Origin of the sequence: Kineococcus sp. DHX-1, assembly GCF_042473625.1 — a bacterium.
Classification (GTDB): Bacteria; Actinomycetota; Actinomycetes; order Actinomycetales; family Kineococcaceae; genus Kineococcus.
Genome location: NZ_CP170445.1, coordinates 1,184,379 through 1,205,318, shown reverse-complemented (window position 1 = coordinate 1,205,318; position 20,940 = coordinate 1,184,379). Strand labels below are relative to the sequence as shown.

Sequence of the window (20,940 nt, the reverse complement as noted above, 5' to 3'; positions counted from 1 at the left end):
GGTCCCCGAGACCACCGCCGTCACGTCCACCGGGCACCGGGCTCGCCGGGAGGACGTGACGGCGGTGAACTCCGGCCTCAGACCCGGACGAGGACCTTGCCGACGGCCTGGCCGGACTCCAGCCGGGCGAAGGCGCCGCGCGCGTCGGCGAGCGCGTGCACCGAGTCGACCTCGGGCGCGAGACCGGCGGTGTCGCAGAACTGCAGCAACCGCTCGAACTCCTCGCGCGTCCCCATGGTCGAGCCGAGGACGCGCAACTGCTTGAAGAACACGTTCTCGAGCATCGCGGGGGCGTCCCCACCCGTCGTCGCCCCGGCCACGACGACGCAGCCACCGGGTTCCAGCGACTGCACCGAGTGCTTCCACGTCGCCTTGCCCACCGTCTCGAACACCGCGTCGACGCGGCCGGGGAGCCGTTCCCCCGTGGCGAACGTCGCCGCCGCGCCCCAGCCGCGCGCCCGCTCGAGGCGTTCGGGCGAGCGCCCGGTCACCCACACCCGCAGCCCCGCCGCCGACCCGAGCGCGACGAGCGCGTTCGAGACGCCGCCCGCGGCCCCCTGCACGAGGACGGTCTGCCCGGGCACGGCCCGCGCCTGGGTGAAGAGCATCCGGTAGGCCGTAAGCCAGGCCGTCCCCAGCGACGCGGCCCGTTCGGCCGTCCAGCCCGCCGGACGCGGCAGCACGTTGCGCCGCGGGACCCAGACGTGCTCGGCGATGGTCCCCGGGTGCAGTTCGGACAGCAGGGTCCGCCGCGGGTCGAGCGTCTCGTCGCCGCGGAAGTCCTCGTCGGAGACGACGGCGTGCACGACCACCGCCGAACCGTCCTCCAGGGTCCCCGTCGCGTCGCACCCGAGCACCATGGGCAGCCGCTCGGCGGGCAGTCCGACCCCGCGCAGGCTCCACAGGTCGTGCCGGTTGAGCGCGGCGACCTCGACGTCGACGCGCACCCACCCCGCGGGCGGCTCGGCCGCCGGGGCATCAGCCACCTCGAGGGCGGACAGCGGGTCGTCGGAACTGGCGCGGACGGCGCGGGCGGCGAGCACGCGCCGACGCTACCCCCGAGCCGCCGCCCCGCACCCCCGGTGCGGCGGCTCGGTACCGTGCCCGGGTGCCCGACCACCACGACGTGTCCCCGCTGCTCGAGGTCCTCGACGTCCGCCCGGCCGGCTCCCCCGGCGACGCCGCCGCCGACGTCTTCACCGGCCCGAACCTCCCGCACTGGCGCCAGCGCCTCTTCGGCGGGCAGGTGCTCGGGCAGGTGGCCGTCGCGGCGGGCCGGACGGTGGCGCCCGACCGCAGCCTGCACTCCCTGCACGCCTACTTCCTGCGTCCCGGCGACCCGGCCGTCCCCGTCGCCTTCGCCGTGGAGCGGCTGCGCGACGGCCGGTCGTTCTCCGCCCGCCGCGTGCAGGCGACGCAGAACGGCGTGCCGATCCTGTCGGGCATCGCCTCGTTCCAGACGCCCGCCGAGGGTCTGGACCACGCCGAACCGGCCCCCGACGTGCCCGACCCCGAGGACGTCGTCAGCGACTACGCCGTGCTGGACGCCTCCGACCACCCGCTGGCCCGCCAGATGGGCCGCGGGCGGCACGTGGAGCTGCGGCACGTCGAGCCGACCCTGTACGCCGCCCCGGATCCCGAGCACCGGGCGCGGCAGTCGGTGTGGTTCCGCCTCGACGCCCCCCTGCCCGGCGACGACCTCCTGCAGCGCGGCGCCCTGGCCTACGCCAGCGACCTCAGCATCCTCGAACCGGTCCTGCGCCGGAACGGGATGGCCTGGGCCACCCCGGGGATGAGCGTCGCGAGCCTGGACCACGCGATGTGGTGGCACCGGCCGGCGCGCGCCGACGACTGGGTCCTCTACGTGGCCCAGAGCCCCAGCGCCTCGGGCGCGCGGGGGTTGTCGACGGGGCGGATGTACGACCGGCGACGCCGCCTCGTCGCGACCGTGGCCCAGGAGGGCATGGTCCGGGTCCCCGTCCCGCAGCCTCGAGGCTGACCCTCGCGCCCCACCGTCGACTGACGACGATCCCGCGGGACGCCACCTGGACCCGCCGGTCGCTGGGCCGGACGAGTGGGGCCGCGTCAAGCGTCCTGCCCCGTCGGCCGACCCCTCCCTAGAAGTGTTCTAGAAACATCTGGGAGGGGACCGGGGATGGCGCTGCGTCGAGACCACGGCCGGGTCGTCGCGGCCGCGGTGCGGGACTGGTACCTGCGCGGGGACGTCGTGGACCGCGCGCGGCGGTTGTTCCTCCTCGTCGCGGTCGGCAGCACGCTGCTCACCGCGGCCCTGGCCGAGGTCGACACGGGCGCCGGCCACCTCGTCGTGCTCGCGGCCGGCGCCGTCCTCCTCGCCTCCTGGACGCACGGGTACCTGCGCGCCGCGCCGCGGCCCCGCCTGGACCTCCTCGACGCGGTCGACGCCGTCGCGCTCGCGGCCTTCGTCGCCGCGGTCTCCGAACCGTCCACCGTCCTCGGCTTCCTCTTCTGGGCGGTGTGGTTCCGGTCCCAGTACGGCTCGGGCCGGGCCGCGCTGGTGCGCTGCACCGCCCACGTCGCCGCCGTGGCCCTGGGGGTGGCCGCGTGGTGGGTGCAGCCGGCGAACACCGACGTCTCGGAGGTGTGGGGCGTCCTGGGGGCGTTCCCCGTCGTGTTCCTCGGCCTGGCCGTGGCCCGCCGGGTCCACACCGCCAGCAGCCGCATCGTCCGCGACCAGCTGCGGGAGAACGCCCTCAGCACGCTCGGCGACGCCGTCGTCGGCATCGTCGACCGGACCGAGGTCGTGCGCGCCGGGATGGTCGCGGCGCAGGAGATCGCCGCGGCGACCCCGGGTCTGCGCCTGGCCCTCATCCGGGTGCGCGACGGGGTCGCCGACGCCGACCTGCGGGCCGGCGACTGGGCCGCTCCCCTGGTCTGCGGACCCGTCGGGGATGCGGAGCCGTCGCCCCTGCTGACCGACGCCGCCCTCGACGCCGGGGCCGGGCTGACCACGACACCCGGGCGGTGGACCTGGATCGCTTCCCCCGTCCCCGTGGGGCACACCTGGCTCGTGGCCGGCGGGGACGGACTGGCCGCCGAGGGCCTCGACGCGGCCTCCCTGCTCAGCAACCACATCGCCCTCGCGCTCAACCGGTGCGCCGCGCACGCCGCGCTCGTCCAGCGGGCGGACACCGACAGCCTCACCGGGCTCGCCAACCGGGGCGCCTTCCGCGACGCCGTCGACCTGGCCCTGCTGCAGGACGGACGTGCGGGCGGCGAGGGGGGACCCTTCGTGCTCTTCGTCGACCTCGACGACTTCAAGTACGTCAACGACGGCTTCGGGCACGGCGCCGGCGACGACGTGCTGACGGCGACCGCGGACCGGCTGCGCGAGACGGTCGGGACCGCCGGGCTGTGCGCCCGCCTCGGCGGCGACGAGTTCGCCGTGCTGCTGCCGGCGACGACGACGGACGTCGCCGAGTCGCTGGCCCGGGCCGTCGTCGACGCGGTGACGGCGCCCGTCGCCGTCGTCACCGGGGTCGCCGAGATGGCCGCCGAGGAGGTGCAGGTCGGCTGCAGCGTCGGCGTCGCCCACTGCGCCGGTGCCACCGGGGGTGTCGACGAGGTCGTCCAGCGCGCCGACGTCGCCATGTACTCGGCCAAGACCGGCGGGGGCGGGGTCGCCGTCTTCGGGCGCCGGTCCGCGGCCGCTGAGGCCGAGGCCGTGCTGCTGCGCGAACTCGCCGGCGCCACGGCGCGGGGCCAGATCGAGGTCCACTACCAGCCCGTCGTGGACCTGGCCGAGGACGCCGACGACGTCTCGTGCAGCGGCATGGAGGCGCTCGTGCGGTGGAACCACCCCGAGCGCGGGCTGGTGGGCCCGCAGGAGTTCATCACCCGGGCCGAGCGGTCCGGGGCGATCCACGAGATCGGCGCGCACGTGCTCGACCAGTCCTGCCGCGACGCGGCCGCCTGGACCGCCGCGGGCCGGCCCCTCACCGTCCACGTCAACGTGTCGGTGGCCCAGCTCGCCGACGACCGCCTGCTCACCGTCGTGGCATCCTGCTTGCGGCGCAGCGGGTTGCCGCCCGAGCAGCTCGTCCTGGAGATCACCGAGAGCATGGTCCTCGAGGCCCCCGACGCGTTGCGCCGCGTGCACGACCTCGCCGCGACGGGCGTGCAGATCGCCGTGGACGACTTCGGGACGGGCTACGCCAGCCTCACCGCGCTGCGGCGGCTGCCGGTCTCCCTCGTGAAGGTCGACCGGTCGTTCGTGGCCGGCGCGACGGGCAACCCCGCCGACCTGGCCATCATCGAGGCCGTCGTGCAGATGGCCGGGCGCCTCGGCGTCGAGGTCGTGGCCGAGGGCGTGGAGGAGGTGGCGCAGGCGCAGCTGCTCGCTGCCGCCGGCGCCCACCACGCCCAGGGGTTCCTCTACGCGACCCCGCTGCCGCGGGCCGCGTTCGACGAGTGGCTCGCCACCCGCACCCCGCTGGCCCCGCGCCCGGTCCGCCGGCGCACGACCGCCGACTGACCGTCACCACCAGCGCCCCACCCGGCTGGGTCGTTGACGCGAAGCGCCCAACCTACCGGCGCTTCGCGTCAACGACCTCCAAGGAGGGGGCCGCAGCGGTGACGCTCAGTCGCGGGTGAGCTTGCGGTACGTCACGCGGTGCGGACGGGCCGCGTCGGGGCCCAGGCGCGCGACCTTGTTCTCCTCGTAGCCCGCGAAGTTGCCCTCGAACCAGTACCAGTTCGCCGGGTTCTCCTCGGTGCCCTCGTAGGCGAGGATGTGCGTCGCGACGCGGTCGAGGAACCACCGGTCGTGGCTGACGACCACGGCGCAGCCGGGGAACTCCAGCAGGGCGTTCTCCAGCGACCCGAGGGTCTCGACGTCGAGGTCGTTCGTCGGCTCGTCGAGCAGCAGGACGTTGCCGCCCTCCTTGAGCGTCAGCGCCAGGTTGAGGCGGTTGCGCTCCCCACCGGACAGCACGCCGGTCGGCTTCTGCTGGTCCGGGCCCTTGAACCCGAACGCCGAGACGTAGGCGCGCGAGGGCATCTCCTGGTTGCCGACCTGGATGTAGTCCAGGCCGTCGGAGACGGTCTCCCACAGGTTCTTGGACGGGTCCAGCCCGCCGCGGGACTGGTCGACGTAGGACAGCTTGACCGTCTCGCCGATCTTCAGGTCGCCGCCGTCGAGCTCCTCGAGCCCGACGATGGTCTTGAACAGGGTCGTCTTGCCGACGCCGTTCGGGCCGATCACGCCGACGATGCCGTTGCGCGGCAGCGAGAACGACAGACCGTCGATGAGCGTGCGGTCGCCGAAGGACTTCTTCAGGCCCTTGGCCTCGATGACGACGGAGCCCAGGCGCGGACCGGCCGGGATCTGGATCTCCTCGAAGTCGAGCTTGCGCGTGCGCTCGGCCTCGGCGGCCATCTCCTCGTAGCGGGCCAGGCGCGCCTTGGACTTGGTCTGACGGCCCTTGGCGTTCGAGCGGACCCACTCCAGCTCGTCCTTGAGGCGCTTGGCCAGCTTGGCGTCCTTCTTGCCCTGGACGTCCATGCGGGCGGCCTTCTTCTCCAGGTACGTGGAGTAGTTGCCCTCGTAGGGGTAGGCGCGGCCGCGGTCGAGCTCGAGGATCCACTGCGCGACGTTGTCGAGGAAGTACCGGTCGTGGGTGACGGCCAGGACGGCACCGGGGTACTTGGCGAGGTGCTGCTCCAGCCACGTCACGGACTCGGCGTCCAGGTGGTTGGTGGGCTCGTCGAGCAGCAGCAGGTCCGGCGCCTCGAGCAGCAGCTTGCACAGCGCGACGCGGCGCTTCTCGCCACCGGACAGCACCGACACGTCGGCGTCCCCGGGCGGGCAGCGCAGCGCGTCCATGGCCTGCTCGAGCTGGGAGTCCATGTCCCACGCGTTGGCGTGGTCCAGCTCCTCCTGCAGCGTGCCCATCTCGGCCATGAGGGCGTCGAAGTCGGCGTCCGGGTCCTCGAACAGGCCCGTGATCTCGTTGTAGCGGTCCATCTTCTGCTTCAGCTCGCCCAGGCCGTCCTGGACGTTCTGCAGGACCGTCTTGGACTCGTCGAGCTTCGGCTCCTGCATGAGCATGCCGACGCTGTAGCCGGGCGAGAGGCGGGCCTCGCCGTTGGACGGCTGGTCCAGTCCCGCCATGATCTTCAGGACGCTCGACTTCCCGGCGCCGTTGGGTCCGACGACCCCGATCTTGGCCCCCGGGTAGAAGGAGATCGAGACGTCGTCGAGGATGACCTTGTCCCCGTGCGCCTTGCGCGCCTTCTGCATCTGGTAGATGAATTCCGCCACGGCCCCAGGCTAGTCGCAGCGGCCCGCGGGCCCACCACCCGCGGGGTCGCTACCCTGACGGCTGTGGTGGCGACCTGCTCCACCCGCCGGTCCGCCGGCGCCCTGCGCTCGTAGCTCAACGGACAGAGCGACCGGCTTCTACCCGGTTGGTTGGGGGTTCGAATCCCTCCGAGCGCGCCTCAGCGGCCCCGCAGCCGCAGCGTCAGCACGCCCGGCGTCCGCCCCGTGAGGTAGACGCGCTCCCCGCCCGCCGCGTGGCTGCCCTGCAGGTAGTCGTACTGCTCCCCGCCGTCGTAGCGCGCGGGCTGGTGCTCACCGGCCGCGCCACCCCCGCCCTCGCGGGTGAGCACCACCTCGTCGTCACCGACCCGGTGGGCCAGCTCCGGTCCGGTGAGGACCCAGCCACCGTCGGCCAGCGGCTCGACCCCGCTCAGGTCGCCCCCGGGGCGGAAGGACAGCTCGAGCGCGTACGACGTCGCGGCCCCGGCGAAGGCGACGGTGACGTCGGCGCCGTCGTCGAGCAGCTGCACCCGCACGGTCGTGGTGAGCTCGACGGCGTCGACGGCGCGGCGGTCGAAGGCCATCGCGGCGTGGAAGCGGCCCTCGTCGCCCAGCGGGTAGTCCCCGGCAGGGTCGCGGTCGGCAGCGGCGAGCGGCTGGTAGTACCCGGCGCGCAGCTCCTGACGCAGGACGAAGGCGCCGCCGGGCTCCTGCTCCAGCGTCGCGCTGCGGAAGGGGCCGAGCCCGAAGAACGCGGTCGACAGGCGCAGCGACTCCAGCACGGCCGCGCCGTGGCGGAACCGCAGGAACGTCGCGGTGTTCGCCGTGCCGGAGCGGATCGTCCCGACGGAGGGCTGGTCGCTGCCGCCGAAGACGACGGTCCGGGTGCGGCCCGCGGCGTGGACGGCCAGGCCGGACGCGGGCAGCACGGCCTCCCCCGACCACGGACGTCCCGTCCCCGCGGGGAGCACCCCGGCCAGCCACGGGTGGGCGAGCAGTTCGGGCAGCACCGCGCGGCCGTCGACGCCGTGGGACTGCAGCGACCGGGCGGCGTCGGCGAAGTCGGCGCGGTCCTCGGCGAGGGCGAAGCGCCGGTACGGCAGCAGCAGGTCCGCGCCGGGGTGCCCGGCGGTGTGCTGGTCCTGCCGGCGCGAGTGCACCGACTCCAGCACGCCGTCCTCGTCGAGCAGCGGCAGGAACGCCTCGAGGTTGCGGCGCACCGGGTCCAGCAGGTCGGGCCGGTCGAGCAGGTCGGCGAGGACGAGCAGCGACGGGCTGCTGACGGCTCCCGCGTACAGGGGGCTGCGCTCGGAGTACATGCCGTCGGCCTGCAGGTCGACGCCCTCGGCGAGCCACTCCTCGACCCGCCCGCGCACGACGTCGGGGGTCCCGAGGAGGGCGCCGAGCCGGGCCAGGGCGCTCGACAGCTCCCAGCGGTGGTTGGGCGTGTGGACCCCGCCGGCCAGCAGCGGCGGCAGCGTCCGCTCCGCGACGGCTCGCAGTCCGGCGGAGACGGCGGCCAGCGCGGACTCGCGCCCGGCGAGCTCCGCCGTCAGGCACAGGTCGTTGACGGTGAAGGCCGTGTCCGGCGGGGAGGCGAGGTTCGTGCTGTCGAAGAGTCCGCTCGGCGTCTGCGCCGCGCTCAGCAGCTCGACGAGCCGGGCCGCGACCGGCAGCAGCCGCACGTCGCGGTGGTGGGCCGAGGCCGGGTGGGAGAAGGCGGTCACCAGCCCCTTCAGCCGTGCCGTCGTCTCGCGGTGGGCCAGGGGGCTGAGCGCCAGCGCGTCGCCGCCCAGGAGAGCGTCGACGCGCCGGTCGAGGTCGGCCGCCAGCGCGGTCGTGAAGGCGGTGTCCTCGAGGTGCTCGGGCACGGGTGTCCTCCGGGGACGGTGTGGGGTGAGCGGGCGCGAGCGGCTGCGGGAGCCGCGACCCAGCGTCAGGAACCGTGACGTTAGCGTGCACATGACCTGACGTGAAGTCATCCGAACCGCGAACACCGTCGAGCCTTGACCCGGTAAGCCCTTTCCACTTACCGTCCTGGACACCGCAGGAACGGCGGTGCCGCCACCTCGACGCGCTCTGGACGACCGGTCCGGAACGGGTCCGCAGGAGGCGGCTGGGGACCGGGAGACGAGGAAGTCCAACCATGAGCCAGAACAGCACCAGCCGACGGTCCGTCCTCCTCGGCTCCCTCGCGGCCGCTGCCGCGGGTGGCGCCCTGACCGCCTGCGGCGGAGGGGACTCCGCGTCGGGCAGCGGTGGCGGCGACGCGAAGAAGATCAGCTTCTGGCTCTCGGCCAGCGACGCGCAGGCGAAGGGCTACTACGACCTCGCGGACGAGTTCAAGACCAAGCAGGGCATCACCGTCGAGATCGTCAACGTCCCCTACGACGGGTACCAGACCAAGCTGCGCCAGGCCGCGCAGGCCGACTCGCTGCCGGACGTGGCCAGCGCGCCGTCGCTGGACCCGATCTGGACCAACAAGCTGCAGGACCTGACGGCCGTGGCGACCAGCTCGACGAACAAGATCGACTCGAAGCTGTACCAGAAGACCGACGACGGCAAGATCCTCACGATCCCGTCCGACATCACCGCCGCCGGCCTCTTCATCAACACCTCGCTGTTCCAGAAGGCGGGCGTCGCCTACCCGACTGACCCCGCGAGCACCTGGACGTGGGACGCGTTCCTCGCGGCCGCCACGCAGGTCCGCACCGCGACGGGCGCGAAGTACGACCTCGTCTACGACGCCTCACCCGCCCGCATCCGCGCCTTCGTCTACGAGCACGGCGCCAAGGGCTTCCAGCTCAACTCCAAGGGCACCGAGTACTCCGCCGGCGACGGCACGGTCGAGGCGCTGCAGAAGTTCGTGGACATCAACGACGACGTCGTCATGCCCAAGTCGGTGTGGACCTCCGGCGCGGACCCGAACGCGCTGTTCAAGAGCGGTCAGGTCGTCGCGTACTTCTCCGGCGTCTGGCAGGTCGCCGACTTCGCCGAGAGCATCACCCAGTTCGAGTGGGCCGCCGTCCCGACCCCGGCCCAGCCGACCCAGGCGACGGACATCAACAGCGGCGGCAAGATCGTCGCCTTCGACAACGGCGACACCAAGGACGCGGCGATGAAGTTCGTCGAGTTCCTCTTCGACCCGACGAACTACGCCAAGGTCGCGGCCACCAACGGCTGGCTGCCGGTGGAGAACGGCCTGGACATCACGTACCCGGGCACCAACCAGGCCGCTCTCGACGGCTACGCGCTCTACCAGAAGGAGATCGAGCTCGCCGACCCGATCTCCACCTCCGGCAGCGACGCGGGTGAGAAGCTCACCCTGATGGGCAAGGCCATCACGACCGACCCCACGAAGGACGAGATGGGCAAGGCCATCAACGGTCAGCAGAGCGTGCAGCAGACGGTGGACAACATCGTCAAGCTGCTCAACGAGCAGATCGCCTGACGTCACCCGACCGGACCCGGGGTCCCCCCGGGTCCGGGACCACCCTCCAGGAGGTTCCATGACCCCCAGCGCACCGGGTCCGGTCCCCGCCGCGGTCGGGACCGACCCCGCCGCCCTCGTGCGGACCCCCCGGCCCTCCACCGGCCGCGCCGCCCGCCGGCGGGCGGCGCGGTACCGCCTCGCGCCCCTGCTGTTCGTCGGCGTCAACGTGGTGCTGTTCTTCACGTTCTTCGTCTGGCCCGCGGTCACGGGGCTGTACTACTCGTTCACGAGCTACACCGGGGTCGGGTCGGCCCCCTGGGTGGGCCTGGCCAACTACGAGAAGCTCTTCGGCGACGCCGCGTTCTACTCCGCGTTCGGCCGCACCGTCCTGTTCACGGTCATGGCGGTGCCGCTGAACTACGTGCTGTCGCTGACGATGGCGGTCCTGCTGACGAGCCCGCACGCCAAGGGCAAGACCGTCGCCCGGATCCTGTTCTTCGTCCCGTGGCTCATCTCCCCCATCGTCGCCGGCGTCATCTGGCGGTGGATCTTCGGGGAGAACTTCGGGCTGGTGAACTACCTCGTCACCTCCCTCGGCGGCTCCGCCGTCCCGTGGCAGTCCAACGCGGACCTGTCGCTGGTCATCGTCGCCATCGCCGGCGCGTGGGGCGGGACGGCGTTCAACATGCTGCTGTTCGTGGCGGCCCTGCGGAACGTGCCGGTCTCCTACTACGAGGCCGCCGCCATCGACGGCGCCTCGCCCTGGCAGCGGTTCCGGTACATCACGCTGCCGAACATCGCCCCGACGTCCTTCATCGTCATCCTCCTCGGCAGCCTCGGCGCCATGAAGGAGTACGCGCTGTTCCAGTCCCTCAACGGCGGGGGTCCGGGCACGGAGAACAACCTCATCGTCCAGTACATCTTCCGCACGGGCTTCCAGCAGGGGCAGATCGGCTACGCCAGCGCCGCCTCGTTCGTCCTCATGGCCGTCCTCATGGTCATCGCCCTGCTCCAGGTCCTCGTCAACCGACGCCGGGAGGCGTGAGATGGCCCTGTCCTCGCTGCCCCGACCCAAGGCACCCGCCCTGCGCCGCAGCACCCGCGAGCGGGAGGGTGGCTCGCCGGTCCGCACCGTCGGGGCCACCGTCCTGCTCTGGCTGCTGGCCGTGCTCTACGGCTTCCCGGTGCTGTGGTTCGTCCTGTCGTCCTTCAAGCCCGCGGGCGACCTCTTCTCCTACCCCCTGACGCTGCTGCCGAAGACCTGGACCTTCGCCGGGTACGAGCAGGCCTGGACGAGCTTCAACTTCGCGGGGTACTTCGCCAACACGCTCATCGTGGCCGTCAGCACGACGGTCCTCACCGTCGTGGCCAGCGCCATGACGGGGTACGCCCTGGCCAAGTACCAGAACTGGTGGCTGAAGGCGTTCTTCCTCTGCATCCTCGCGACCACGATGCTGCCGACCGAGGTCATCCTGTCCCCCTCGTTCCTCGTCATCCGGGACCTGGGGCTCTACAACCACCTCGCCGGCATCGTCGTCCCGTCGATCATCACGGCCACGGGCTGCTTCATGTTCCGGCAGTTCTTCTCCACCGTGCCGAACGAGCTGCTGGAGGCGGCGCGCATCGACGGCTCGAACGAGCTGACGACGTTCGTGCGCGTCATGCTCCCGATCGCCCGGCCGATCATGATCACGCTGGCGATCTTCTCGTTCCAGTGGCGGTGGAACGACTACATCTGGCCGCTCATCGTCCTCAACGACCCGAGCAAGTTCACCCTGCAGATCGGCATCCAGAGCATCGTCGGGGCGCAGAACGTCAACTGGTCGGTGCTGCTGGGCGCCTCGGTCATCTCGATCGTCCCGCTCGTCGTCATCTACCTCGTGTTCCAGCGCTACGTCATGAACGCCGACATGAACGCCGGCCTGAAGGACTGAGCGGGCCGCGAGGACACTGGCCCGGTGGACTCCTTCACCCGCGCCGGTCTGCACTTCCGCGTCGACGACCACGGCCCCTCCTCGGCACGCGAGGACGGGGCCGTTGTCGTCTGCCTGCACGGCTTCCCGCAGGGGCCGGAGGCGTACGACGCCGTGGTCCCGCGGCTGACGGCGGCGGGGCTGCGGGTGCTGGTGCCCGAGCAGCGCGGCTACGGGCCGCGGGCCCGTCCACCGCACCGACGCGACTACGCGTTGCCCGCACTCGTCGCCGACGTCACCGCGCTGCTCGACCTCCTGCCCGGGCCCGTCCACCTCGTCGGCCACGACTGGGGCGGGGTCGTGGCGTGGGCGTTCGCGGCGGCCCACCCCGAGCGCCTGGCGTCCCTCACCGTGCTGTCCCAGGCCCACCCGGCCGCCTACCGCGCGGCGGTGACGAACTCCTCGCAGGCGTGGCGCTCGGCGTACGTCGGGGCCTTCCAGGTGCCGGTGCTGCCCGAGGCGCTGCTGACGGCCGGAGGGGGTCGCCTGCTCGGCGCGTCGTTGCGGCGCAGCGGACTGCCCGCCGACCTGGCGGCCGGGTACGCACGCCGGCACAGCGCGCCGGGCGCCCTGCGCGCCGCCCTCGGCTGGTACCGGGCGCTGCCGTTCGCCGCCGGGGTCGGCCGGGTGCGGGTACCGACGACGTACCTGCACGGCTCCCGGGACCCGTTCTACTCCGCGGCCGCCGTCGAGCGGACCGCCGACTTCGTCCGCGGGCCCTACCGCCGGGTGGACCTCGACACGGGCCACTGGATCCCGGAACTGCGCCCCGACGCGGTCGCGGAGGCGGTGCTCGCCGCTGCGGACGGTGCGGACCGGACGTAGCGTCGCGCAGGTGAGCGACTCCCCTTCGACCACCGCCCTGCGCGTGCCCCTCGCCACCCTCGACGGCACCCTCCACCTGCCGCTCGTCGGCCTCGGCACGTACGGCCTGCGTGGCGACCCCGGCTACCGGTCCCTGCGCGACGCCCTCGACGTCGGCTACCGGCTGCTGGACACCGCGACGATGTACGAGAACGAGGAGGAGGTGGGCCGCGCCGTCGCCGACGCGGCGCTGCCCGACGTCCGCATCACCACCAAGCTGCACCACGAGCACGCGGGCCGCGAGGACGAGTTCCTCGAGCGCAGCCTGCGCCTGCTCCGCGTGGACGTCCTCGACCTGTGGCTCATCCACTGGCCGCCCGGGGGTCAGGCGCGGCCGGACGTGTGGGAGCGGATGGTCGCCGCCCGCGAGGCCGGGCGCGTCCGCGCCGTCGGCGTCTCGAACTACTCGCTCGCCCAGCTCGACGAGCTGACGGACGCCACCGGCGTCACCCCGGCGGTGAACCAGGTGAAGTGGGGTCCGGCCCTGCACGACGCCGACCTGCTCGCCGCGCACCGCGACCGGGGCGTCGTCCTGGAGGGCTACTCCCCCTTCAAGGCCACCGACCGGACGGCGGAACCGTTGCGGGCGGCCGCCGACCGGCACGGGGTGAGCGTCGAGCAGGTCGTGGTGCGCTGGCACGTCCAGCACGGCGTCGTCGTCATCCCGAAGTCCGGGGACCGCGGGCGGCAGGCGCGCAACCGCGACGTCGAGGGGTTCGCGCTCACCGACGACGAGGTCGCGGCGATCGACGCCCTGGGCCGCTGACCCCGCCGCTGACCCCGCCGCTGACCCCGCCGCTGACCCTGGTCAGCCCGTGACGTGCACGGTCCAGGCGCCGCCGCCCAGCTCGACGAGGTCCCCGTCGGAGAGCTGACGACCCCGGCGTTCCTCGACCTCCTCGTTGACGGTGACGTCCCCGGCCAGCAGCGCCTCGCGGGCCTGCCCGCCGGTCTCGACGGCCCCGGCGAGCTTGAGGAACTGGCCGAGCCGCACGACACCGGTGACCTCGACGACCTCGGGTTCCACCTCGGGCACGACCGGACTCACTCGTCGACGGCCAGCGCGTTGAGCACGGCGGCGATGCGCTCGGCCTCGGCGTGGGTGAGGCGCTCGGGCACGAGCACCTCGACGCGGGTGCCGTCGGGCAGCGGGATGGTGTGCATCAGCATCTCGCGACCGGCGGTGACGACCTCGACGTCCTGCACGTCCGGTGCGGCGTCCGTGCTCGTGCCGGCGCCGGGGGTGCTGCCGAGGAACGACCGGAGCCGGTCGATGCCCTGCTCGGCGAGGCGTTCGGCCGTGGGGTCGAGCTTGCCCTGCTTGAGGAGTCCGCGCAGGACCGCGTCGATCGACTCGCCCTGCCGCCTGTTCTGGTTCTCGGAGTCCGACATGGCCCCAGCCTCGCACCCGCCCGGGCCCCGCGCGTCCTCCGTCCGTCGCCGCCCGCGCGACGGGGGTCAGCCCGCCAGGTGACCCCAGTCGGCCTCGAGCTCCGTCCACGGGCCGACGGCCTGCACCCGCCCGTCGGCCAGCACCACGACGCGGTCGGCGACGAGCAGGGCCGAGCGCTTGGACGAGGCCCCGACGACGGTCGTCCCGCGGTCCCGCAGCGCCTCCCACAGCTCGAGCTCGGTGCGCGCGTCCAGGGCCGAGGACACGTCGTCGGCGACGAGGAGGTCCGCGCCGGAGGCCAGCGCCCGGGCCAGGGCGAGCCGCTGGACCTGCCCGCCGGACAGCCGCACCCCGCGGTGCCCGACGAGCGCGTGCCTTCCGCCGGCGGCGGCGACGTCCCGCGCCATCCGCGCGTCGGCCACGGCGTCGTCGGCCAGGGACCGGGCGAGCTCGTGGTCGAGGGCGACGTTGTCGTCGAAGCTGCCGGACAGCACGCGCGGCACCTGCGCGACGTAGCTGACCTGCCCGGGCCGCAGGAACGTCTGCGGGTCCTGCACGGCGACCCCGTTCCAGCGCACCGTCCCCTCGTGGTCGACGAGCCCCGCGAGCGCGGCGAGCAGGCTCGACTTGCCCGCCCCCACGCGGCCGGTGAGCAGGACGAGCTCCCCCGCCTCCACGCGCAGGTCGACGTCCTGCACACCGACGGTCCCGTCGTCGTGGACGGCCGTGAGGTGGTCGAGGTCGACGTGCCGCAGCGGGGTGCGCGGCGGGGTCGGCGGCGCCGGGGCCGTGCCCCGGACGAGGTCGATCCCGGCCGGGACGCGCACGACGTCCTGCGTGCCCGCGAGCGCCGTGACGGCCCGCAGCCACTCCCGTGCGACGGGTGCCTCGGTGATGACGGCCCCCGACACCGTGCCGTAGTAGGAGGCGCCCGCGACGGCGGTGGCGACGAGCAGGGCGTCGGCCAGGGACCACCAGCCGGCCAGGTGCAGGGCCCAGGTGGCGACGATCCCCAGCTGGACGAGGACCCCCGGCACGCCTTCCAGCAGCGCGCGGACGCGCAGCTCGCGCACCGAGGCCCGCACCCGCCGCCGGTCGACCTCGACGAGGTGGCGCAGGACGTCCGGCACGGCGGCGGCGAGCTTGACCGTGCGGGCCGCGTCGACGGCGGAGCCGAGGTCGCGGCCGAAGACGGCGCGGGCGTCCCCGGCATCGCGTCCCCGCCGGCCCGCCACGGGCGCGCCCGCGACGGAGACGAGGGCCGAGCCCGCCATGACGAGCGCGACGACCGCCCCGGCGGTGACGTCGCGCGCGACGACGGAGGTGACGGTGACGACGAAGGCCCCGATGACGACGTCGACGCAGCGGTCGACGTAGAGGACGAACCGGTCCGAGTCCAGGCTGCGGGCCGTCACCTCCCCTGCGGGGACGCGGGCGAGCCGGTGCTGACGGGTCTGCCCGCGCAGGACGGCGAGCCGGGCGTTGAGGGTGATCACGTTCCACCACAACGGGTACACGCGCAGGGCCGCGGCGAGCAGGAACGGCACGGAGACGAGGCTCGTCACGAGGCCGGCCATGGGCCACCACACCTGCGCCCGCGGTGCGCCGGTCTGCAGACCCTGCACGACGAGCCCCCACAACCAGCCCGCGACGGCGCCGTACGTGCCCAGGACGGAGCAGAGGGCGAACAGCACGGCGCCGAGCAGACCCCACCGCAGGTGGCGGGTGATCGCGGTCGCGACGGCCCGGACGAGCCGGGGACGCTCCTGCGCCGCCGGCTCGGGGCGGGGGCGGCGGGGTCGGCTGGAGAGGACCTCCCCGGCGTGGTGCACGGGGTCGAGCTCCTCCGATCCCCCGGCGCGCAGGAGGTCCGCGAACGGGCCGGGCGTCGACGCGAGCTCGGACCGCGGGCCGTGCTGGACGAGCCGGCCCCCGTCGAGGACGGCGACGTGGTCGGCCCGGGCGGTCGTGGACAGCCGGTGGGCGATGAGCAGGCCCGTCCGGCCGGCGAGGAGCTGCTCGGCGGCGGCGGTGACGCGGTGCTCGGTGACGGGGTCCATCCGCGCCGTCGCCTCGTCGAGGACGACGACGCGCACGTCGCGCACGAGCAGCCGGGCGAACGCGACGAGCTGCTCCTCCCCCGCCGACAGGGTGCTGCCGCCGGGGCCGAGGCGGGTCGACAGCCCGTCGGGCAGGCCGTCGACCCAGTCCCGCAGGCCCAGGGACTCCACGGCTGACCGGACGCGGTCGGGCGCGACGTCGGCCCCCAGCGTGATGTTCTCGGCCAGCGTCCCGGCGATCAGTTCGGTCCGCTGGGTGACGACCCCGACGGACCGGCGCAACCCCTGCAGGTCGAGGTCGGTGACGTCGACGCCGCCGAGGTGCACCTGCCCCGGGGCGGGTTCCAGGGCGCGGGACAGCAGGGCCGCGAGCGTGGACTTGCCCGAGCCGCTGCGCCCCACCAGAGCACACGTCGTGCCGGCCGGGACGGTGAAGGTGACGTCGTGCAGCGCGAAACCCCCGGGGTGGGCGAAGTCGACGCCGCGGAACTCGACGCCGACGACCCCGGTGGGCGCGGGCAGGCCGCCCACGGGTTCGGACGGGGACCCCAGGAGGGCCCGGATGCGCTGCACCGCACCGAGTCCGGCCTGCACCTCGGGCAGCCGTTCGGCGATCTGGTTCAGGTCGCCGGCGAACCCCGAGCAGAGCAGGAACACCGTGACCAGTTGCGCGACGCCGAGCCGTCCGTCGCCCACGAGCGCGACCCCGCCCACGACGAGCGCCGAGCACAGCAGCGACAGCGCCAGGATCGTGCGACGCGCCACGACGGCGGAGACCTTCGTGGTCGCCCGGACGCGGTCCAGCACCCCCGCGGCCAGGACGGCGTAGCGGCGGACGACGTGCGGCGCGCCCAGGCTGGCCCGGATGTCGTCGCGACCGGCCACGGCCTCCTCGAACTGCGCCGCGTGCTCGGTCCAGGCGACCTCCTCGGCGACCTTGCGCTCCACCAGGACGGCCGCCAGGCGCCGGACGGAGAAGAACACGACGACGGCCACGAGCGGGAACACGATCCACGCGGGCCACCAGACCAGCCCGGCGACGACCCAGCCGAGCAGGCAGCGGACGCCGCCGCGCCAGAGGTCCCACAGCGCCTCCCGGACGAGCCGGGCCAACTGGCGCGGGTCGTCGTCGACGCGGTCGATGACCTCCCCGACGGCCTGTTCGCCCAGCGCCGGAACGGGTTGCGCGAAAGCGGCGCGGAGCAGGTCGGCGCGCAGCCCGCCCTCCGCGCGGCCGACGCCCGTCGCGAGGGCGACCCGGCCGAAGGTGTCCCCAGCGCTCGCGGTCAGGACGACGACACCGAACACGACGAGCAGACCGACCGACGGCCCGGCGGCGAGCCGTCCCGTCACGACGGTGCTCAGCGTCTCCGCGACCGCCGCCAGCACGCCCAGCACCGCGGCGAGGGTCGCCGGCCGGCCGGCCAGCCGGCGCCAGGACAGGGTGGGCGCGGGCACGGGGGTTCCTCTCGAGGGGCGGACGAGGCGGCGGGTGCGCCCCGTCGACGCTAGCGAGGCGGGAGACCGTCCGGCCTCCGGTTTTCGCCCGGGGGTCGCCGGAGCTCTGGCCGTCGTCGTGCCCGAACTGCCACGCTGCCGTCGTGGCCAACACCGCCGACTCGATCGTCACGTTCTTCTGCCTCGACCCGGCCGTCCTGACCGCGGTGCGCGAACAGGTCCGCCCCGCCGTGCCCAGTTCCCCGACGAACGACCTGAGCCTGGAGGCGGCGGTCCCCACCGGGCTGGACCTCGACGCCTGGGACCGCGACCGGGCCCTCGCCGCGTGGGGGACGTCCCTGCCGGAGGTGGACTCCGCACTGGTGCAGGACCTCCCCGAGCGCCTCGTCTACCGGGTGGCGACGGCGTACTCCGGGCCGGAGACGGTGTGGGCGACCCTCTCCCGTCAGCACCCCGGTCTCATCGTGCACAGCGTCTGCACCGACGGCTCGGAGTTCGCCTCCCACGGCTACCACGTGGGCGGGCGGGCGATCGGGTACGAGGAGGTCGAGCCGGAACTGTCCGAGGACGGGGACGAGGAGGTGCACCACCCGCAGGAGTGGCTGTTCTCCGAGCAGGTGGCGCGCGAGCTGCTGGCGCAGGCGGGCGGCGCGCCGGGCTGACCTCAGCCGCGCGTGGCGGTGACCTGCCAGAACCGGGCGGTCAGCCGGTAGGGGTCCCGCTCGCACAGGGCCGTCTCGAGCTCCTCCAAGCGTCCGTAGAACTCCGGGTCGTGCTTGACCTCGTCGTCGGCGACGAGGTCCATGACGCAGCGGATGCCGAAGCGGTGCCGGATCCTGCACCCGGCCGCGGTCAGGGCCTCCTCCACCGTGGCCGCCTCCACCCGTCGCATCGGGTGGTCGAACGTGACGCCGTGCACCGTCGGGGCGTCGAGCACCGCGAGCGCGGCGGCCGGATCCGTGCGGCGCACCGCGGCGGACAGGACGTCCATGGCCGGGTTCGGCGCCATGACGGAGACGACCCCGCCGGGCCGCACCAGACCCACCAGGGTGGCGACGGTCGCCTGCACGTCGTCGCGGTAGTGGACCACGTTGTGACACAGCACGACGTCGACGGCACCGGCCCCCTCGCTGTCGCGGCGCAGGTCGTCCAGGTCGGCGTGGACGGTGCGCAGCCGGTCCGCGAGCCCCGCCTCGGCGAACCGGTCCACCGCCGCCTGCAGCAGGGGCCGGGAGACGTCGACGACGGTGACCGCGTGGCCGGCCCGCGCCAGGGGCAGGGCGTCCGCCCCGTCGCCGCCCCCGACGTCGACGACCCGCAGGGGTCCGGGCAGGTGCGCCACCGCGCGGGCGGTGGTCGTGGCGACGAGGGAGTACCGCAACCGCCCCCAGGGCTCGTCCTGCCACGCCCGCCACTGCTCCGTGCGGCCGCCGAAGACGTCGGTGCCGGTGTCGCCGTCAGTCACGGCGTCCGAGCCTAGGACGCGGTGCCCGCTGGTGGTCCACCATGGGCCGGTGCGGACCCTCCTGCCCGCGGTCGCCCTCACGCCCGCCACCACCGAGCGGCTGGAGCGCCTCCAGCTCGTTCAGCACTGGGGGCGGCGGGGGTCAACCGCGTCCGGCTGACCCCGGTCCGGGAGTGGACGACGCCCCTCGAGACCGCCGAGGTCTCCGCGCACCTCGGTGTCCACCTGCCGCGGGTCCCGGCCCTGGACCGTCGGGGCTGCACGACCTCCGTCCGCGCCTTCGGCAGGCAGACGGTGCTCGACCACCCCGTGCCCCGCGCCACCGCACCACCTCCGGGCCGCGGCGCTCAGGACCTCCACTCGCTGCTCGTCGTGTTCGCGCCGCCCGGCGTCGACCCGGGCGAAGTCGTGCTCGAGGGCGACCGACCCGCCGGCGCAGGGTGGGTGCGGATCACCTGGGGGCGCAGCCTCGCGGAGCCGGGTGACCCCGGCGACGACGACCCGCAGATTCAGGCGTGGGAGGAGTCGCGAGCCGTCTCCTCGACGACGGTGCGCTCGCCGGGCAGCCCGCCCGTCCACGTCCTGCGGCGCGAGGAGGGGCGGACGAGCGCTTCCTGGCTGGCCCTGGCCGCGGGCTCGTCGTTCCGGGTGGAACTCGTGCTGCCCTTCGCTCCCCTGCACGCGGTGCAGGCCCTCGCCGAGGCCGCAGCGGCAGACCGGTTGAGGCCTACGCTGCCGGGATGACGCAGCCGGACGAGCGGGGTCCCTTCTTCCACGGCACCAGGGCCGAGGTCTCCCCCGGCGACCTGCTGGTGGCCGGGCGCCCCTCGAACTACCGCCCCGAGGTCGTCATGAACCACGTCTACTTCACGGCGCTGTGCGACGGCGCCGGGCTGGCGGCCGAGCTGGCCGTCGTGCTGGGCGGCGGCGACCCGCACGTCTACGAGGTGGAACCGACCGGCCCCTTCGAGGACGACCCGAACGTCACGGACAAGAAGTTCCCCGGCAACCCCACGCGATCGTTCCGCAGCTCGGCCCCGCTGCGGGTCGTGCGCGAGGTCCACGACTGGACCCGCCTGACGCCGGAGGCGTTGCAGCAGTGGACGGAACGCTTGACCGTGCTGCGGGACACGGACGCCGAGATCGTCAACTGACGACCCCGGCGTCCGCTCAGGCGGCCGTGGCCAGGAAGGAGTCCCACCGCGGGTCGGCCTGGTCGGCCCCGCGCACCGCCCAGGACGCCCCGCGCGGCGGGCCCGGCCGGAAGGGCAGGTGCCAGCCCATCTCCTCCGGCGTCCGGTCGCCCTTGGCGTTGTTGCAGCGCACGCAGCAGGCCACGAGGTTCTCCCAGCTGTCCGGGCCCCGACGGCTGCGCGGCATCACGTGGTCCACCGTGGTGGCGTGGCCGCGGCAGTAGGCGCACCGCTGGTGGTCGCGGCGCAGGACCCCGCGACGGCTCACCGGCACGACCTGGCCCCGGGGCACCCGGACGTACCGGGTCAGGAGGATGACGGACGGGCGTTCCAGGCTCACCGTGGCGCCGACGACGGGATCGGCGTCCGCGAGGACGACCGACGCCTTCCCCGCCAGCACCAGGACCAGGGCCCGCCGGAAGGACACGACCGCGAGCGGTTCGTAGCCGGCGTTCAGCACGAGCGTGCGCACATCCACCTCCTGAGACGACAAGAGGCGCCGTCCCCGTCGGGGGAGGCGCCTCTGAGAGCGACGACGGCCACATGGTGGTGGTGCACGCGGTGGTGCCCCACGACGTGCTGCCCGGCGGGCCCGTGCGGTATCGCTGTCCCGGCCCCCGTGGTGCGGCAGGGGGCGGCGCTGAGCTGGTGTGCGCCCATGAGCCCTCCCCGAGTCGGTGCGTCCCGTCGTCGTTGACGGCAGCGTACGTCGCAGGTGGTGGAAGAGTCAGCAACTTTCTCGTGAACGCCCGCACCAGCCGGTGCCGGACGCACAGGAGGCGTGCACCGCGTCGCGGTGC

At 74.0% G+C, this 20,940-nt stretch carries 18 protein-coding genes and 1 tRNA gene; 11 read left to right on the top strand and 8 right to left on the bottom strand.

What is annotated here, in order from left to right; all coding sequences use genetic code 11:
- Window positions 1–77: 77 nt before the first annotated feature.
- Window positions 78–1,043 carry a zinc-binding dehydrogenase gene (locus tag ACFEMC_RS05905; RefSeq protein ID WP_380174480.1) on the bottom strand — a complete coding sequence of 322 codons (966 nt, stop codon included), beginning with the start codon at window positions 1,041–1,043 and terminating at the stop codon, window positions 78–80.
- Window positions 1,044–1,108: 65 nt separating this feature from the next.
- Here ACFEMC_RS05905 and ACFEMC_RS05900 point away from each other — a divergent pair, with 65 nt between their 5' ends.
- Complete coding sequence (locus tag ACFEMC_RS05900) at window positions 1,109–1,999, top strand: acyl-CoA thioesterase (protein ID WP_380174478.1); 891 nt, start codon at window positions 1,109–1,111, stop codon at window positions 1,997–1,999.
- 156 nt (window positions 2,000–2,155) lie between these two features.
- Window positions 2,156–4,513 carry a putative bifunctional diguanylate cyclase/phosphodiesterase gene (locus ACFEMC_RS05895; protein ID WP_380174476.1) on the top strand — a complete coding sequence of 786 codons (2,358 nt, stop codon included), beginning with the start codon at window positions 2,156–2,158 and terminating at the stop codon, window positions 4,511–4,513.
- Window positions 4,514–4,618: 105 nt separating this feature from the next.
- Here the strand turns inward: ACFEMC_RS05895 and ettA are convergent, their stop codons facing one another.
- Window positions 4,619–6,301: an energy-dependent translational throttle protein EttA gene (gene ettA / locus ACFEMC_RS05890; RefSeq protein WP_380174474.1), complete on the bottom strand. Its 1,683-nt coding sequence runs from the start codon at window positions 6,299–6,301 to the stop codon at window positions 4,619–4,621.
- A gap of 104 nt (window positions 6,302–6,405) precedes the next feature.
- Here ettA and ACFEMC_RS05885 point away from each other — a divergent pair.
- Window positions 6,406–6,478, top strand: a tRNA-Arg gene (locus ACFEMC_RS05885).
- A 2-nt stretch (window positions 6,479–6,480) separates the two neighbouring features.
- Here ACFEMC_RS05885 and ACFEMC_RS05880 read toward each other — a convergent pair.
- On the bottom strand, window positions 6,481–8,172 hold the full coding sequence (locus tag ACFEMC_RS05880; protein ID WP_380174471.1) for a hypothetical protein: 1,692 nt from the start codon (window positions 8,170–8,172) through the stop codon (window positions 6,481–6,483).
- Window positions 8,173–8,447: 275 nt separating this feature from the next.
- Between ACFEMC_RS05880 and ACFEMC_RS05875 the strand changes: the two genes are divergently transcribed.
- From ACFEMC_RS05875 to ACFEMC_RS05855, 5 genes are read left to right on the top strand one after another with little or no spacing between them, the layout of a single operon-like run.
- Window positions 8,448–9,752, top strand: a complete 1,305-nt coding sequence (locus ACFEMC_RS05875; RefSeq protein ID WP_380174469.1) for an extracellular solute-binding protein — start codon at window positions 8,448–8,450, stop codon at window positions 9,750–9,752.
- A gap of 58 nt (window positions 9,753–9,810) precedes the next feature.
- Window positions 9,811–10,779, top strand: coding sequence for a carbohydrate ABC transporter permease (locus ACFEMC_RS05870; RefSeq protein ID WP_380174467.1), 969 nt, complete (start codon window positions 9,811–9,813; stop codon window positions 10,777–10,779).
- 1 nt (window position 10,780) lies between these two features.
- Window positions 10,781–11,668 (top strand): carbohydrate ABC transporter permease, encoded by an 888-nt coding sequence (locus tag ACFEMC_RS05865; RefSeq protein WP_380174465.1) that lies wholly within the window; start codon window positions 10,781–10,783, stop codon window positions 11,666–11,668.
- Window positions 11,669–11,692: 24 nt separating this feature from the next.
- The gene (locus ACFEMC_RS05860) at window positions 11,693–12,532 is read left to right on the top strand and encodes an alpha/beta fold hydrolase (protein WP_380174463.1); all 840 of its coding nucleotides are present in this window, start codon (window positions 11,693–11,695) and stop codon (window positions 12,530–12,532) included.
- Between the two features lie 10 nt (window positions 12,533–12,542).
- Window positions 12,543–13,337: an aldo/keto reductase gene (locus ACFEMC_RS05855; RefSeq protein ID WP_380174461.1), complete on the top strand. Its 795-nt coding sequence runs from the start codon at window positions 12,543–12,545 to the stop codon at window positions 13,335–13,337.
- Window positions 13,338–13,379: 42 nt separating this feature from the next.
- Here ACFEMC_RS05855 and ACFEMC_RS05850 read toward each other — a convergent pair whose 3' ends face one another.
- From ACFEMC_RS05850 to ACFEMC_RS05840, 3 genes are all read right to left on the bottom strand, one after another.
- Complete coding sequence (locus ACFEMC_RS05850; protein ID WP_380174459.1) at window positions 13,380–13,607, bottom strand: RNA-binding S4 domain-containing protein; 228 nt, start codon at window positions 13,605–13,607, stop codon at window positions 13,380–13,382.
- 8 nt (window positions 13,608–13,615) lie between these two features.
- Entirely contained in the window at window positions 13,616–13,963 is a 348-nt protein-coding gene (locus ACFEMC_RS05845) for a hypothetical protein (protein ID WP_380174457.1), read from the bottom strand.
- A 66-nt stretch (window positions 13,964–14,029) separates the two neighbouring features.
- Window positions 14,030–17,482, bottom strand: a complete 3,453-nt coding sequence (locus tag ACFEMC_RS05840; RefSeq protein ID WP_380174455.1) for an ATP-binding cassette domain-containing protein — start codon at window positions 17,480–17,482, stop codon at window positions 14,030–14,032.
- 143 nt (window positions 17,483–17,625) lie between these two features.
- Here ACFEMC_RS05840 and ACFEMC_RS05835 point away from each other — a divergent pair, with 143 nt between their 5' ends.
- Window positions 17,626–18,144 carry a hypothetical protein gene (locus tag ACFEMC_RS05835; protein ID WP_380174453.1) on the top strand — a complete coding sequence of 173 codons (519 nt, stop codon included), beginning with the start codon at window positions 17,626–17,628 and terminating at the stop codon, window positions 18,142–18,144.
- Between the two features lie 2 nt (window positions 18,145–18,146).
- Here the strand turns inward: ACFEMC_RS05835 and ACFEMC_RS05830 are convergent, their stop codons facing one another.
- A complete protein-coding gene (locus ACFEMC_RS05830) occupies window positions 18,147–18,947 on the bottom strand; it encodes a methyltransferase (protein ID WP_380174451.1) in 801 nt (266 codons plus the stop codon).
- 294 nt (window positions 18,948–19,241) lie between these two features.
- Here ACFEMC_RS05830 and ACFEMC_RS05825 point away from each other — a divergent pair, with 294 nt between their 5' ends.
- The gene (locus ACFEMC_RS05825) at window positions 19,242–19,691 is read left to right on the top strand and encodes a hypothetical protein (RefSeq protein ID WP_380174449.1); all 450 of its coding nucleotides are present in this window, start codon (window positions 19,242–19,244) and stop codon (window positions 19,689–19,691) included.
- Window positions 19,688–20,101, top strand: a complete 414-nt coding sequence (gene arr / locus ACFEMC_RS05820) for an NAD(+)--rifampin ADP-ribosyltransferase (RefSeq protein ID WP_380174447.1) — start codon at window positions 19,688–19,690, stop codon at window positions 20,099–20,101. Before ACFEMC_RS05825 ends, arr begins: the two co-directional genes overlap by 4 nt.
- A 16-nt stretch (window positions 20,102–20,117) precedes the next feature.
- Here arr and ACFEMC_RS05815 read toward each other — a convergent pair whose 3' ends face one another.
- Window positions 20,118–20,612 (bottom strand): HNH endonuclease, encoded by a 495-nt coding sequence (locus tag ACFEMC_RS05815; protein ID WP_380174445.1) that lies wholly within the window; start codon window positions 20,610–20,612, stop codon window positions 20,118–20,120.
- Between the last annotated feature and the right edge of the window lie 328 nt (window positions 20,613–20,940).